This window comes from Rhizobium jaguaris (assembly GCF_003627755.1).
Classification (GTDB): domain Bacteria; phylum Pseudomonadota; class Alphaproteobacteria; order Rhizobiales; family Rhizobiaceae; genus Rhizobium; species Rhizobium jaguaris.
Genome location: NZ_CP032694.1, coordinates 297,109 through 310,588 on the forward strand (window position 1 = coordinate 297,109; position 13,480 = coordinate 310,588).

Below are 13,480 nucleotides of genomic sequence, written 5' to 3' on the forward strand. Positions count from 1 at the left end.
AATCGCCATGCCGACCAAAAGCCCCGTTCTCGTAGATCTCAAATTCACACCCGAGACCATCGCCAAAGTCCTTAAAACCGCTTTTGCCGACCGCGGCAGCATCAATCTCGCCGATCCTGGGAGCAAAGGAGTGGATCTGAGCCAGGTTGACTATGCCCTTCTGTGGAAGCCGGATGCCGATCTCTTTCAGCGGGCGCCGAACCTCAAGGTTATCTTTTCTGGCGGTGCCGGCGTCGATTCCATGTTGAATATCGCTGGTCTGCCCGACATTCCCATTGTCCGCTTCGTTGACCGCAGCCTGACGGTGCGCATGACCGAATGGGTCGTGCTGCAATGCCTCGTACATCTGCGCGACGTCTTCGGTCACTTCAGGCACCAGCGCAAGCGCGTCTGGGGTCATCTTCCGGCACCGGAAGCGCGCGAAGTCACGGTCGGTGTCATGGGCCTCGGCATTCTCGGCCTCGATGCCGCCACCAAACTCAAAGTCATGGGTTTCGACGTCATAGGCTGGTCGCGACAGAAAAAGCAAATCGACGGCATGGAAACCTTCGATGCCAGCGAGCTTGATGCCTTTCTTGCGCGAACCGATATTCTCGTCGGCCTGCTGCCGTTGACCCCGGAGACGACAGGGCTTTACAATAGCTCGCTCTTTTCCAAGCTTCGTCGCGACGGCGCCTTGGGCAAGCCGGTGTTCATCAATGCCGGACGCGGCAAGAGCCAGCTGCAGGGCGATATCGTCTCGGCGATCGAAACCGGCGTGCTCGGCGGCGCGTCGCTCGATGTTTTCGATGTCGAGCCGCTGCCTATGGACGACCCGCTCTGGGGTCTGGAGAATGTCGTCATCACTCCGCACGATGCGGCGGTTTCGGAGGAAATCTCGCTGATGCGCCATGTCGAGGAGCAGATCGCCCGTTTCGAACGCGGCGAACCGCTGCAATATCTGGTGGATCGCAGCCGGGGCTATTGAGCGCTCTCGGAACCTTTCCACAGCCGCCTCCGTTTCCAGAGAACGCCGCCACAAGGCACTGGAAGGAGGCAATCATGCCACGGAAGCTGGAAACCCATACGCATTGGGAGGATTCCGATCAGCGCCTGCATGAGGAAAAGGAATTGCCGGCGACCGAAGCCAAACAGGGGCGCATGGGACGACGGGTATTGGCGGTGCTCATTATCGCACTTGCCCTGACGGCGATCGTCTGGGCGCTGGCCGAAATATGGAGCGGCTATATAGCCACGCACACAGCGCCCTTGACGGCGACCCTGGATCAGACCGCGGCACCGAACCCGCCGGTCCAAGGCTATTCCCAGTCATACTGAATTCGGCCACCAGCGAAACTTGGGCACTCGCTGCCGATATCCGGGACGGCGGATTTGAATTAGCATCAATTTTCTTTCAGTGACTGGACTTTCGCTCAACATTTTTTGATAAGAAGAGCATTATACCTGCCGGCAGTGAGCTGGAGGTGTGAAGCTTGACGTCCGGGGCGCAGGGAGACGGGCAGGAACGACATGACGAAGACGGATATCGCCACCCGTGTCTATAACCATACCTGGAAGCTCGATCCGATCATTCGCAGCCTGATCGATACCGATTTCTATAAGCTCCTGATGCTGCAGATGATCTGGAAGCTTTATCCGGATGTCGACGCCACCTTCTCCCTGATCAACCGCACGAAGAGCGTCCGGCTCGCCGAAGTCATCGACGAGAAGGAATTGCGCGAGCAGCTCGATCACGCCCGCACGATCAGGCTTGCCAAGAAGGAGATGATATGGCTGGCGGGTAATAGCTTTTACGGTCGCGCCCAAATCTTCGAGCCGGAATTCCTAGCCTGGCTGTCGAATTTCCAGCTTCCGGAGTATGAGCTTTCGAAGCGTGACGGGCAGTATATTCTTGACTTCCACGGGTCGTGGAAGGAAACGACCATGTGGGAGATTCCGGCACTCGCCATCATCAACGAGCTCCGGTCGCGCGCGGCGCTGAAAGCGCTCGGACCTTTCACCCTCGATGTCCTCTATGCACGTGCCAAAGCGAAGATGTGGGAAAAGGTCGAGCGGCTGAGGGAGCTGCCGAACCTGCGCATTTCCGATTTCGGCACCCGCCGGCGCCATAGTTTCCTCTGGCAGCGCTGGTGCGTGGAGGCGCTGAAGGAAGGTGTCAGCCATGCCTTCACCGGCACCAGCAACGTCCTTCTCGCCATGGATTCCGATCTCGAGGCTGTCGGTACCAACGCGCATGAGCTGCCGATGGTGGCGGCCGCCTTGGCCAAGACTGACGATGAGCTTGGAAAGGCGCCCTACAAGGTGTTGCGCGACTGGAACCGCCTTTATGGCGGCAACCTGCTGGTGGTTCTGCCGGATGCCTTCGGCACGGCCTCTTTCCTGCGCAATGCGCCGGAATGGGTGGCCGACTGGACCGGCTTCCGACCGGACAGCGCGCCGCCGATCGAAGGCGGCGAAAAGATCATCGAATGGTGGAAGAAGATGGGCCGCGACCCGCGCCAGAAGCTTTTGATCTTCTCCGACGGGCTTGATGTCGATGCGATCATCGACACCTACAAGCACTTCGACGGTCGCGTGCGTATGAGCTTCGGCTGGGGCACCAACCTCACCAACGACTTCGCCGGCTGCGCGCCCACCGAAATCCATGGCCTCAGCCCGATTTCGATCGTCTGCAAGGTGATCGAAGCCAATGGCCGCTCGGCCGTCAAGCTTTCGGACAATCCGCAGAAGGCAACCGGCGAGCCGGCCGAGATCGAGCGCTATTTGAAATTCTTCGGTGCCGAGGATCGCGTCGATCAAGAGGTATTGGTGTAGGCCTTCCTTTGAACGGCGCCAGCCAATGGTTCTTTACGCAAGGGACTGTTACTATATTGTTGGTATCGACGACCTCCGGAGAATTCGATGTCACGCGCTTTGAAGGCCAGTGTGGAAATTGATCCTGACGTGAACGAACGGCTTGAGAAGCTGGCCGCCAGCCGCCATCGCAGGCCGGATCTACTGCTGAAGGAGGCTGTCGAACAATATGTGGAGCGGGAAGAGAAGCGCGAATCCTTTCGGCAGGATACACTTCACGCATGGGAAGAATATCAGAAAACTGGGTTGCATTTGACTGCTGAGGAAGTCGAAGAGTGGCTTCAACAGCTCGAAGACGGTCATGACATAGAACCGCCTGCATGCCACGCCTGATCTGGTCGCCGCGTGCAACTCGAGATGTGCAACGGCTTTATCGATTTCTTACTCCCGCCAATCCAGACGCAGCCACGCGCGCTGTCAGAACAATTCGCTCCAGTGTTCGCATTTTGAGTCATCAACCGCAACTCGGGCGCTTCATTGAGGATATGAGCGCTGAATTTCGGGAATGGATTATTGATTTCGGGCGCGACGGGTATGTTGTTCGGTATCATTATGATGGAGATGCTGTTGTAATTTTGGCCATCCGCCACGGTCGCGAAGACGGCTACAAGTAACAGCGCATCACTGCACGCTTCGCGCCACACGCTTGAACAGCGACCACTTGCCGTTCTCCCAGCGATACTGATCCGGCGAAATCACATAGGGCACGTCGCTGAGATCGGCGCTGATTAGTTCGAGGAGGTGCAGGCCCTGGGCGTCGTTTTCGTGTGTGAAAAATACCTTGTCGCGTGACAGGAAGGCCGCGATCGGTGCTGCGCCGCCGGATTGATCCTGTATCTGCGCCCAGAAATTCGGCAGGAAGGCGACGCTGGATTCGAACTGGCCGTCAATCTCGATATATTGAAACTGACTGCGCTTGGCGATTTGCACGCCGGTCTTCGACAGGAATTTATGGAGATTGGCCTGTGCCGTCTCTGCCAGTTCGCCCACGTCGATGCCCCAGCCGTCCAATGCGCTGGTCATCACATAGCTGACCGTGGTCTCGCCATTGACGACAAAGAGCCTGACCAGATCCTCGGCTTCGTCGAGATAGACGAATTGCGGCGGGTCGGATTTGCCCCTAACCGCCTGTACCATCTGCTGCCGCGCCACGTCGACGAAGCTGCGCGATTTCAGCACTGGCAGCACCTTGTCGAGCTCGCCGCCGCCTTCCAGGGCCTCGGTTATGTTAAGATAGTTGAACAGAGCCTGCGCACGCGCCTGTCCTTTCTTTTCGCGCAGCGCCAGCAGTGCGTTGCCCAGGAATTTCGTCATCGTGTCGCCGTTGCGGCTATGCAGCGTCAGGCTGCCGGCGCCCGGGTCATAGTCGACTTTGATCACCTCGCCGAAAAAGGGCAGGCGCTCTTGCAGGTAGCTTGCAAAGCGCGCCTCGTTTTGCAGCGCTTCATCAGGGATATTGAGATCGAGGCTCTTGATCGCCGGCGTATCGGCGGGCTGCGGCGCGGGAGGTTCCAACTGCTCAATCTGCGCATCCGGCCGTTTGGCTCTGCCGAAGAGCTTTTTCAGGAAATTGAACACGCGTACGTCCCCAAGCGCCAAACGCTATGTCTGCGAAGCCTAACGTGCCGCCGGCCCGCGCGCAATGCCGATACCAGCTGGCGAGCCATTCGCGTAAGTCCCTGCTTGTTCGCACTAAACTGTCGTATAATCTGCAAAAACGGACTGATCGGGTAATCTGAAAAACGGACTGATCGATCGATTGGGGAAGGGCAGTGCGCATGAGTGTTGTTGGGGGTTGCAGGCTGTCGATCGGGGCGCTGCTTCTATGTCTTTTTGCATTTGCCGTACCGGGTGCGGCTCTCGCGCAAAGCGCGGCGCCGCCATCGGCCGCTGCCGCGCCACCGCCGGAAAAGGTCCGTGAACTCATTCAGTTGATGAACGAGCCCGACGTTAAGCAATGGCTTGCGTCGCAGGTGAGCGCTCCGCCCGTTTCCGCCGGCAATCCCGGCACGAACGGCGGCCAGATGTCGGAGTTGTCGGACACGCTTGGCCACACGCGACGACACTTGGAGATCGTGTCTGGCGCCGCAATGACATTACCTTCGGAGGTGATGACAGCGTCTCAGAGACTTGAAAACGAAGGAGAGGCGGTGGGCCGGCTGCGCATCGGTATCCAGATCCTGGTGCTGTTTTTCCTTGGCCTCGTGGCTGAGCTGGTGGTCGCGCGCCTGATCAATATCAAGCACATGCAGCATACCGAGAGGGCGGCCGGCGTCGAGACGGAACTTCAAGCTGCTCGGTTCCAGTTCATGGGCGGCGTTGTGCCCGCCATCGTTCACGGCGTGGCAACGCTGATTCCGCTTCTTGTCTTCGACTGGCCGCCGATCATCGAAAGTTTTGCGATTGCCTGCGTCATCGCGCTCGTCTCCATTAGATTGGCGATCTCGCTCGGCAAACTGCTGATGGAACTGATCGCAATGCGTCGGGCGAACGACATTCTCGATGAGGACGGTGGCGCTGCGCGCATCGCCGAGCGGCGTCGTGTGGCGAAATATTGGTATCGGCACGGCACACTGTTCGTCATCTACTTCGCCTGCGGCTGGGCGGTGACGCAAGCCATGGTACCGCTCGGCTTTTCCGGCGGTGCCCGCGATCTCGTCGGCTATACGCTTGGCATCGGCCTGTTCCTGATCGCCGTGGAGGCTGTCTGGGCACGTCCCATCCGTCCCGGCGCGCCTAGTAGAAAGGTCGTCTCCTGGCTGTTGACGATCTATTTCGCGGCACTTTGGGGTCTGTGGGTGACTGGCTTTGACGGTCTGCTATGGCTCGGCATTTATGTCATTCTGCTGCCGCGTGCGCTCTCGGTATCGTCCCGGGCGGTGGAGGCGCTGCGCGATGCGGCCGGCGGTGTTTTCGGCACCGGCCACCTCGCCACGGTGCTGCTGGACCGCGGAGTACGCGCGATCATCATCGCGCTTGCCGCCCTCTGGCTCGGCCGGATGCTCGGTGTCGAGGCGGAAATGATGATGAGGCCGCCTGAATCCATGATTGACCGCGTCGTCCGCGGCATTCTTGGCGGTGTCGTCATTCTGCTGGCCGCCGATCTGCTGTGGCATCTTTCGAAGACCTATATCAACGCCAAACTGTCGGCGTCCGTGCCGCTTGACAGCGACAGCGAGGAATTGAAGGCCCGGCGTGCCCGGCTGCACACCTTGCTGCCGATCTTCCGCAATATCCTTGCCGTCGTCATCGGCATCATCGCCATCATGATGGTGCTGTCGGGCCTCGGCATCGAGATCGGACCGCTGATCGCCGGCGCCGGCGTGGTCGGCGTCGCCGTCGGTTTCGGCGCGCAGACCATCGTCAAGGACGTCATCAGCGGCATCTTCTATCTCTGGGACGATGCTTTCCGCATCGGCGAATATATCGAAAGCGGCAATCACAAGGGCGTGGTGGAATCCTTCAGCCTGCGCTCGGTGAAGTTGCGCCATCAGCGCGGTCCGCTCGCAACCGTGCCCTTCGGCTCGCTCGGCGCGGTCAACAACATGAACCGCGACTGGGCAATCGACAAAATCATCTTGAAGGTCACCTACGACACCGACCTCGTGAAGACCAAGCGGATCATCAAGGAGATCGGTCAGCGCCTGCTCGACGATCCGGAATTGGCGCCCAACATTATTCAGACGCTGAAGATGAAGGGTGTCGAGCAGTTCGGCGATTTTGCGATCGAAATCAGGCTGGCGATCACCACCAAGCCTGGGGAACTCTCCGTCATCCGGCGCAGCGCCTTGGCAATGGTCAAGCAGGCTTTCGATGAAAACGGCATCCATTTTGCCTTCCCGACTGTGCAGGTCGCAAGCGACAAGGACGCTTCCGCCGCGGCCGCGCGCCAGGTGATCGAGATGCGGGTGGCGGGCCTCGAAGGCGAGCAACAGGCGAGTTAGCAAGCGGCTCCTTCTGCGAAGTTATTGCCTTGGTGCCGCGGTGCTGCCGCGCACCACCAGGGTGACGTCGATCACCTCACGCTCGGCGGGCATGGCATCGTCCAGGACCGCCCTCACTGCGCGTTGTGCAATTTCCGCAAAGGGCTGGGCCATCGTCGTCAGGCCGGGTTCCACCATGCCGCCTTCCGGTACGCCATCGAAGCCAATGACGGAGATATCTTCGGGAACGGATAGCCCCCGTGCCCGGAGCCAGTTTACCGTCAGCAGTGCGATATTGTCCGACATGGCGAGAATGGCCGTCGGCCGCTCAGGCGCCGAAAACAGGAAGTCCAGACCGGCTTCGACGCTTGGCTTGTCGTTAATCGTCTCATAGATCGGCACCTCCTGGCGTGAAATCCCGAACGCTTCGAGCGCCTGCCAATAGCCGAGCGCACGATCACGCGAGGTGGAATAGATCGCCCGCTCGATCCCGCCGATGCCGACCGGCCCGACATGGTCTTCTGAGAGTTCGGTCGCGAGCACGGCAAAGCGCCTGTGGCCCAATTCCGCCAAATGGCGGGCCGCGACAGCCGCGCCACCCAGGTTGTCGACGCTGATGGAGGAGATCGACGGGTCGTCGTCATTCAAGGCCAGGGCGATGAAGGGCAATTGCCGCTCACGCGTCAATTGCACGAGCTTTTCGCCGCCTTCCACGCACAGTAGAATGAAGCCGTCCACCAGCGCGCTCTTGATGTTCCAATCAAGCTTGTGTCGGTCTTTGGCCGAGACCAGTGCAAGGCCGGTGCCGCTGGCATCGCAGACCTGGGAAACGGCCGCCAAGAGAGCCCTGGCCCAGGGATCGTCGAAGAAATAGGCAAGCGGCTCTACGGCGGCAACGCCGATGGCATTGACCTTTCCGGCCCGCAGCAGCCGCCCCGTCAGGCTCGGCCCGGCATAGCCAAGCCGCTTGGCCGTCTCGAGGACATGCTCACGCACTTCCTCGCGCACCACTTCAGGCCGGCTGAAAACATTGGAGGCGGTCCCCTGTGACACTCCCGCTGCCTTGGCGACATCCGCGAGCCTGATGGTGCCCTTGCCCAATGAATCCTCCTTTTGCTTCCGACATATCCTAGCATGAAGTTGTATCGGTTCAATTCCGCTTGACAGTAGAATTTTGAAGCGTACGATTGAACCGATTCAATGAAGCAGTATGAACCGAAATTGAATCGATTCAAAAAGAGAGCGAACCGATGCTGACCAACTACCTATTCAAGGATCTCTACGAAGACCGCTGGGGTGATTCCGCTCATCCAGGTGAATCCAATCTACCTTCGCCTGCAGGCAAGGAAGACGAAGGTGCCCATGGCATTCTCGGCCGTCTTACCGCCTTCTTCCGTCGTCGCCGGAATCGCCCGTCCGCGTGGTCCTTCACGATCCCAAGCGAAACGCCCGACACGGAAAGCCACGTTGACTTTGACCGTCGTGCCGAGTGCCTAGAACCGAAGTTTCTCATTCTTGCAAAGGCGTTGTCACGCAACTATTAGGGCTATTCCACAAAGCGCTTAGCCGCTCTGGGCGCCAGCCTCAGAAGGTTTCCTTGTAGGGACGCAGGTCGATCTCCTGGGTCCAGGCGGAGGGATGCTGGCGGTGGATATGCCAGTAGGTCTCGGCGATGGCGTCGATGTTTAGCAGTGCATCAGCCTCCAGGTCCGGCCGCCTCGACCGCAATCTTTCGCCGTCGATGCCGCCATCGATGATGGTGTGGGCAACGTGCAGCCCGAGCGGCCCGAATTCCCGCGCCATGCTCTGGCTGATCATTCTCAAACCCGCCTTGGCGGCGGCGAACTGCGCAAATCCAGCCTTGCCGCGCAGGCTTGCCGAAGCGCCGGTAAAGATCACCGTACCACGCCCGAGGGGCACGAGATGCTTGGCCGCCTCTCGCCCGACAAGAAAGCCGCCGAAGCAGCAGATGCGCCAGAATTCCTCGAATTCGGCGGCGGTGATGCCACGAAAGCCGATGTGACGGTTGATGCCTGCATTGAAGACGATGAAATCGGGCGGGTCGATCTCATCCTGTGGCGCAAAGGCGTGGTCGAACAACCGCTTCACGGCGGCCTCGTCGGTCGCGTCTGTTTCAATTGCTTCGGCGCTCCCGCCGGAGGCGCTGATGGCGTCGGCGACCTTGGCGATCTTTTCCAATGTCCGACTGGCGATGAAGATGTGGTAGCCCTTGTCGGCCAGCAGCCGGCAGAGGGCTGCGCCGAGACCTTGTTCGGCTCCCACACCGACGATGATGGCGCTTGGTATTCTCATTCCGCAGCCTCCCGGACATCCAATGTCGGGTAATCCGTATAGCCCTCTGTGCCGCCGCCGTAAAAGGTCGGGCGATGATAGGGATTGAGGCTTGCACCGCGGCGAATGCGCTCCGGCAGGTCGGGGTTGGCGATGAACAGGCGGCCGAAGGCGATGGCATCGGCATGGCCGGCGGCAAGGGTGGCCTCGGCGGTTTCAGGCTTGAAATTGCCGGCGGCGATCAATGTTCCGGACCAGGCCGGGCGGAAGAGCTCGGCGGCCGACGGAACGTTCTTGTGATCGACTTCCGCCTGGCCCGCGCCGCTGGCACGCGGCTCGATCAGGTGCAGATAGGCAAGGTGCAGCCGGTCGAGCTCGCGGATGACATGGCCGTAGAGGCGCAGCGGATCGTCCTCGCCGCTGTCGTTGGCAATACCGAAGGGAGAGAGGCGGACGCCGACGCGGTTCGAACCCCAGACGGCAGACACCGCTTCGACCACTTCGAGCAACAGGCGCGTCCGGTTCTCGATCGATCCGCCATATTGGTCGGTACGCCGGTTCGAACGAGCCTGCAGGAATTGTTCGATCAGATAGCCGTTGGCGCCGTGGATTTCGACTCCGTCGAATCCGGCGTCCTTCGCGTTTGCCGCAGCCTGGCCGTAGACTTCGATCAGCAGGGGCATCAGGTCGGTATCAATCGCCTGCGGCGTCTCGAAGGGTACCCGCTCGAAGGATGCCGTGAAGGCATTTCCAGCAGCTGCGATCGCCGAGGGGGCGCAGGGCGGGGCGCCGCCAGGCTGATGCGAGGAATGAGAAATGCGGCCGACATGCCAGAGCTGGAGGAAGATCCGGCCGCGCTTGGCGTGAACCGCGTCGGTGACCGCTTTCCAACCGGCGATCTGCTCATGCGTGTGGATGCCCGGCGTTGCCGGCATGCCCTGTCCGCCCGGCGAGATCTGCGAGCCTTCGGAAATGATCAGCCCGCCCAGCGACGCGCGTTGTGCATAATAATCGGCATTCATCGCGGAAGGCACATTGCCTGGCTGGCTTGCCCGCATGCGCGTCAATGGCGCCATGACGACGCGATGGGCCAGCTCGTAAGGACCGACGGCCAGCGGCGAAAATAAAGTAGCTGTCATGAAAATCTCCTGCCTGGAGCGAATATAGCTCACCGGGGCGGAAGGGCCGGTCAGCGGCCGTTCGGTCTCGGGAGTTTTAAAATATGATGTCCATCATTTATTCCAACAATCGGAAGCGCGCAACTAAATCCCGCGCAACCGACATCTGGACAATGAGGATTTCTGCGCTGTGGGTGCGGGAGCAACAAAGCTCAGGTTTTTCGTAGTGCAGGTCGGGCATGCCGTGGCTCCCCTGTCCACTACGCCGCAATCTCGCGAAGGAAAATCAGCATAGCATCGTTGAATTGTGCCGGTCGCTGTAGCGGCGCGAAATGGCTGACGCCAGGCAGCAGGATAAGGTGCGCGCCGGGGATGCTGCGGGCGAGATGGTCTGCATGATCGCGCTTGATGAACTCGTCATGCTCGCTGTGCACGATCGCGACAGGCGCCTTGATCTCGGCGAGATCAGAGGCGGAATAGTTCGGCTCCGTCCGCTGCATGAGGCCAACAGCCTGAACGAAGGCATCGAACTGATCCGGCGTCGCCGATAATGCGGCGTAATCTTTCACATGCCGGGAAAAGCAGCGATCGATGATCGGCGTGGGCACGAATTCCTTCGTGCCGCTGGGGTCCATGTTACAGGCGAAGTAGAAAACGCCTGTCATGCGCTCCGGATTGGTTCTGGCCAGGATCAAACCTGTGCACGCGCCGTCACTCCACCCCACGACAACAGCTTTTTCGATACGCAGCCGGTCCATCACGGCCAACACGTCTGAGGCCATCAGCTCATATTTGTAAGGCCGCGAATCACGCGTGCTGCGCCCATGGCCACGGCCGTCGACGACGACAGCCTGGTAGCCGGCATCGACCAAGGCCGGTACCTGATACCCCCAATTGCCGCTGTTGCCGAGGCCGCCATGCAGCAGGATCACCGGCATGCCGGAGCCATAGGCGGCATACCAGATACGGGCGCCGTCATGTTCGACATGACCCTGGATATCTGTCTCCGGCAGCGGCTCTGCTCCGTCAGCTGCGAATTTTTCGAGATCGTTGTCTTGGAATTCCATGCTGATTGGCTCCCACTCCCCGTTGGTCTCGCGCTTATATCGTATGAAGCCTCGGACACGAAGGCGGTTAGGGGTGTTGCTGGTCGATACCGCGCTAGGAAATAGCCGCAACGCCAATTCGGCACAGAAAACGACGAAGGCTATCAGGAACCATCGACTCCCCGTCCGGATCGATGGTCCGGGGGGTAGGGCCTCTGATCACCCTATCCGCATTTAATGTGCCCTCTAAAGCACTCCATACCAATAAATTGGGCGATACACCCCTGAAGCTGGTAGTAAGAGCGGCTTTTCACTGAGGCGCGGTATTTTCATGCATTCCTTCAAAGCGACGGGTGACACAAGGCTCCAATGTTGCTCAAGGTGCGCCTTGGCAACCCCCTCCCAATACATACAGTCTAGGGTTTCTCTAATCTCTTCCGACTTGACCAGCATCTTGGACGTCAAATCCTGGCAATAGGCGGAACTATCATATTGCGGAAGGTCTTCCGCCGATGCTCCGTTATGATCGGCTAAGGCTAATATGGCTAACGCAGCAAACAGTGTTGGCGTTAAGATCGTCAGGAGGAATCTCAAATTGCGCACTCCTTTTGATTGAAAACATATAAACATCATTCAACTGTGTCTCCGCAGTGAACGCAAACGATTTGACTGGCAGCGATCGAAGCGCCGGCGTTGGGTGTCATCCAATTTGCGAGTGTCGTCGCTCGGAGGTCGATGGCGGCACCCTGCTCACCATTACAGAGTCGGGTTTTGAACAGATTCCGCTTGATCGGCGCACGAAGGCCAAGGAAGGCAACGACGCCGGCTGGGCACATCAGACCAAGCTGATTGAAAAGTATCTTGTTCTTGATGAACAATCCTGAGGCGCCACCATGCTGAAACATGGCGACAGTGCCGACAAATTGTCGGGTGCCGCACCGCTCTTCTCTGCTTTGGGTGATCCGGTCCGATTGGCGATAGTCGCACGACTATGCAAAGATGGGCCGCTTCCGACCATTGAGTTGAAGCAATGTGCCGACGGTGTTTCGCGTCAGGGCGTTACCAAGCATTTGCATGTGCTCGAAGACGTCGGCCTCGTAGATAGCGACCGAATAGGGCGGGACCGACAGTGGCGACTGCGAGCACAGCAATTCTCAGTCGTGCGTGACTATCTCGACTGGATTTCGACGCAATGGGATGAGCGGCTGGAGCGGTTGAGGGCGTTTGTGGAAGACGACGCTTCAGGCAAAGCTTGCCGAATGCAATTCCGTGAAACGCTGAACCGCCCAACGCAGTCGGAAACGACAAGAGGTCGAACGCAGTCAATCCGCCACCGGCTAGCTCGGCGTGTCGCCGCTGCTGCTGCTTGAAATGAAGGCGTCGCCTTGTGAAGGCGGAGGTGCTTTTGATATTGCATGGGAGTCAGGGCACGACCATGAACCCGGATAGTTTGGCTTGCGACGCGCAATCCAGGCATCAAGCCCTTCCCGCAGATCGGCGGTCGGTGCCATGCGGGCGAATTGTTCGCCCTCGATCAGCAGCCCTTCCGCGATGCTTTGGTTGATGCCTCGCGTTACCGCCGTCAGAATGCTCGCAACGGCCAGCGGGGAATGAGACAGGATGCGCCGAGCAAGTTCGTGCGCCGCAGGAATCAGATCGTCTTGCGCAACCACTTGGTTGACGAGGCCGAGTTCGAGGGCGCGCTGCGGCAAGAACGTGTCACCCGTCAAAAGCAGTTCGAGCGCGCGTTTGCGCCCGGCCAGCCTCGGCAAACGCTGCGTTCCGCCAAAGGTCGGTGGCATTCCTAGATTGATCTCAGGTTTGGCAAACAGGGCACGCTCGCTGGCGATGGCGAGCGGGACAGCCTCGGTGATCTCGCAGCCCCCGCCTAAGGCAAGGCCGTTGACGGCTGCGATGATAGGCTTGCGGAACGCTTCTAGTCTCGCTGTCAGCCGCTGCCCTCGCATGACGAAATCGTGCATTGCGACGTCGGCGCCGCGCGCCACACTTTCGGAGAATTCGTGGATATCGCCGCCGGCCGAGAACGCACGCTCGCCCGCGCCGGTAAGGATGACCGCCCGGACCGAGCTGTCTATTTCTATAGCGTCAAGGATCGCGAGGAGACGATCTATCAGGGCGTAATTGAGCGCGTTGAGTTTTTCGGGGCGGTTGAGAGTAAGGGTGGCAATTCCATCGCGACTCTCGATTAGAACAGTGTCGATCATTCGATTCCCTTTCCGGCATGCTG

Annotated in this window: 15 protein-coding genes; 9 read left to right on the top strand and 6 right to left on the bottom strand. The window is 59.5% G+C overall.

Annotated elements, in window-relative coordinates; all coding sequences use genetic code 11:
• The first annotated feature begins 7 nt into the window (after positions 1 to 7).
• From CCGE525_RS01390 to CCGE525_RS01410, 5 genes are all read left to right on the top strand, one after another.
• Positions 8 to 967 (top strand): 2-hydroxyacid dehydrogenase, encoded by a 960-nt coding sequence (locus CCGE525_RS01390; protein ID WP_120702720.1) that lies wholly within the window; start codon positions 8 to 10, stop codon positions 965 to 967.
• 74 nt (positions 968 to 1,041) lie between these two features.
• Positions 1,042 to 1,317, top strand: a complete 276-nt coding sequence (locus CCGE525_RS01395; RefSeq protein ID WP_120702721.1) for a hypothetical protein — start codon at positions 1,042 to 1,044, stop codon at positions 1,315 to 1,317.
• Between the two features lie 192 nt (positions 1,318 to 1,509).
• The gene (pncB, locus tag CCGE525_RS01400; protein ID WP_120702722.1) at positions 1,510 to 2,814 is read left to right on the top strand and encodes a nicotinate phosphoribosyltransferase; all 1,305 of its coding nucleotides are present in this window, start codon (positions 1,510 to 1,512) and stop codon (positions 2,812 to 2,814) included.
• An 87-nt stretch (positions 2,815 to 2,901) separates the two neighbouring features.
• Entirely contained in the window at positions 2,902 to 3,186 is a 285-nt protein-coding gene (locus CCGE525_RS01405) for a CopG family ribbon-helix-helix protein (RefSeq protein ID WP_120702723.1), read from the top strand.
• Positions 3,174 to 3,467, top strand: a complete 294-nt coding sequence (locus tag CCGE525_RS01410) for a type II toxin-antitoxin system RelE/ParE family toxin (RefSeq protein WP_120702724.1) — start codon at positions 3,174 to 3,176, stop codon at positions 3,465 to 3,467. Before CCGE525_RS01405 ends, CCGE525_RS01410 begins: the two co-directional genes overlap by 13 nt.
• 7 nt (positions 3,468 to 3,474) lie before the next feature.
• On the opposite strand, the gene CCGE525_RS01415 is transcribed toward CCGE525_RS01410, so the two are convergent.
• A complete protein-coding gene (locus CCGE525_RS01415) occupies positions 3,475 to 4,431 on the bottom strand; it encodes a DUF1444 domain-containing protein (protein ID WP_120702725.1) in 957 nt (318 codons plus the stop codon).
• A 200-nt stretch (positions 4,432 to 4,631) separates the two neighbouring features.
• On the opposite strand from CCGE525_RS01415, the gene CCGE525_RS01420 reads away from it, so the two are divergent.
• Positions 4,632 to 6,797, top strand: a complete 2,166-nt coding sequence (locus CCGE525_RS01420) for a mechanosensitive ion channel family protein (RefSeq protein ID WP_120702726.1) — start codon at positions 4,632 to 4,634, stop codon at positions 6,795 to 6,797.
• Positions 6,798 to 6,818: 21 nt separating this feature from the next.
• Here the strand turns inward: CCGE525_RS01420 and CCGE525_RS01425 are convergent, their stop codons facing one another.
• Positions 6,819 to 7,877: a LacI family DNA-binding transcriptional regulator gene (locus tag CCGE525_RS01425; protein ID WP_120702727.1), complete on the bottom strand. Its 1,059-nt coding sequence runs from the start codon at positions 7,875 to 7,877 to the stop codon at positions 6,819 to 6,821.
• Positions 7,878 to 8,026: 149 nt separating this feature from the next.
• Between CCGE525_RS01425 and CCGE525_RS01430 the strand changes: the two genes are divergently transcribed.
• Positions 8,027 to 8,320: a hypothetical protein gene (locus CCGE525_RS01430; protein WP_120702728.1), complete on the top strand. Its 294-nt coding sequence runs from the start codon at positions 8,027 to 8,029 to the stop codon at positions 8,318 to 8,320.
• 40 nt (positions 8,321 to 8,360) lie between these two features.
• Here the strand turns inward: CCGE525_RS01430 and CCGE525_RS01435 are convergent, their stop codons facing one another.
• From CCGE525_RS01435 to CCGE525_RS01445, 3 genes are all read right to left on the bottom strand, one after another.
• Positions 8,361 to 9,089, bottom strand: coding sequence for an SDR family NAD(P)-dependent oxidoreductase (locus tag CCGE525_RS01435; protein WP_120702729.1), 729 nt, complete (start codon positions 9,087 to 9,089; stop codon positions 8,361 to 8,363).
• A complete protein-coding gene (locus CCGE525_RS01440) occupies positions 9,086 to 10,207 on the bottom strand; it encodes an alkene reductase (RefSeq protein WP_120702730.1) in 1,122 nt (373 codons plus the stop codon). The genes CCGE525_RS01435 and CCGE525_RS01440 overlap by 4 nt, the downstream gene beginning before the upstream one ends.
• Before the next feature lie 239 nt (positions 10,208 to 10,446).
• Positions 10,447 to 11,253 carry an alpha/beta fold hydrolase gene (locus tag CCGE525_RS01445; RefSeq protein WP_120702731.1) on the bottom strand — a complete coding sequence of 269 codons (807 nt, stop codon included), beginning with the start codon at positions 11,251 to 11,253 and terminating at the stop codon, positions 10,447 to 10,449.
• A 644-nt stretch (positions 11,254 to 11,897) separates the two neighbouring features.
• On the opposite strand from CCGE525_RS01445, the gene CCGE525_RS38175 reads away from it, so the two are divergent.
• On the top strand, positions 11,898 to 12,116 hold the full coding sequence (locus tag CCGE525_RS38175) for an SRPBCC family protein (RefSeq protein ID WP_162950104.1): 219 nt from the start codon (positions 11,898 to 11,900) through the stop codon (positions 12,114 to 12,116).
• Positions 12,117 to 12,125: 9 nt separating this feature from the next.
• On the top strand, positions 12,126 to 12,602 hold the full coding sequence (locus CCGE525_RS01460; protein ID WP_120702734.1) for an ArsR/SmtB family transcription factor: 477 nt from the start codon (positions 12,126 to 12,128) through the stop codon (positions 12,600 to 12,602).
• On the opposite strand, the gene CCGE525_RS01465 is transcribed toward CCGE525_RS01460, so the two are convergent.
• Positions 12,570 to 13,457, bottom strand: coding sequence for a crotonase/enoyl-CoA hydratase family protein (locus CCGE525_RS01465; RefSeq protein WP_120702735.1), 888 nt, complete (start codon positions 13,455 to 13,457; stop codon positions 12,570 to 12,572). The genes CCGE525_RS01460 and CCGE525_RS01465 overlap by 33 nt on opposite strands.
• Positions 13,458 to 13,480 lie beyond the last annotated feature (23 nt).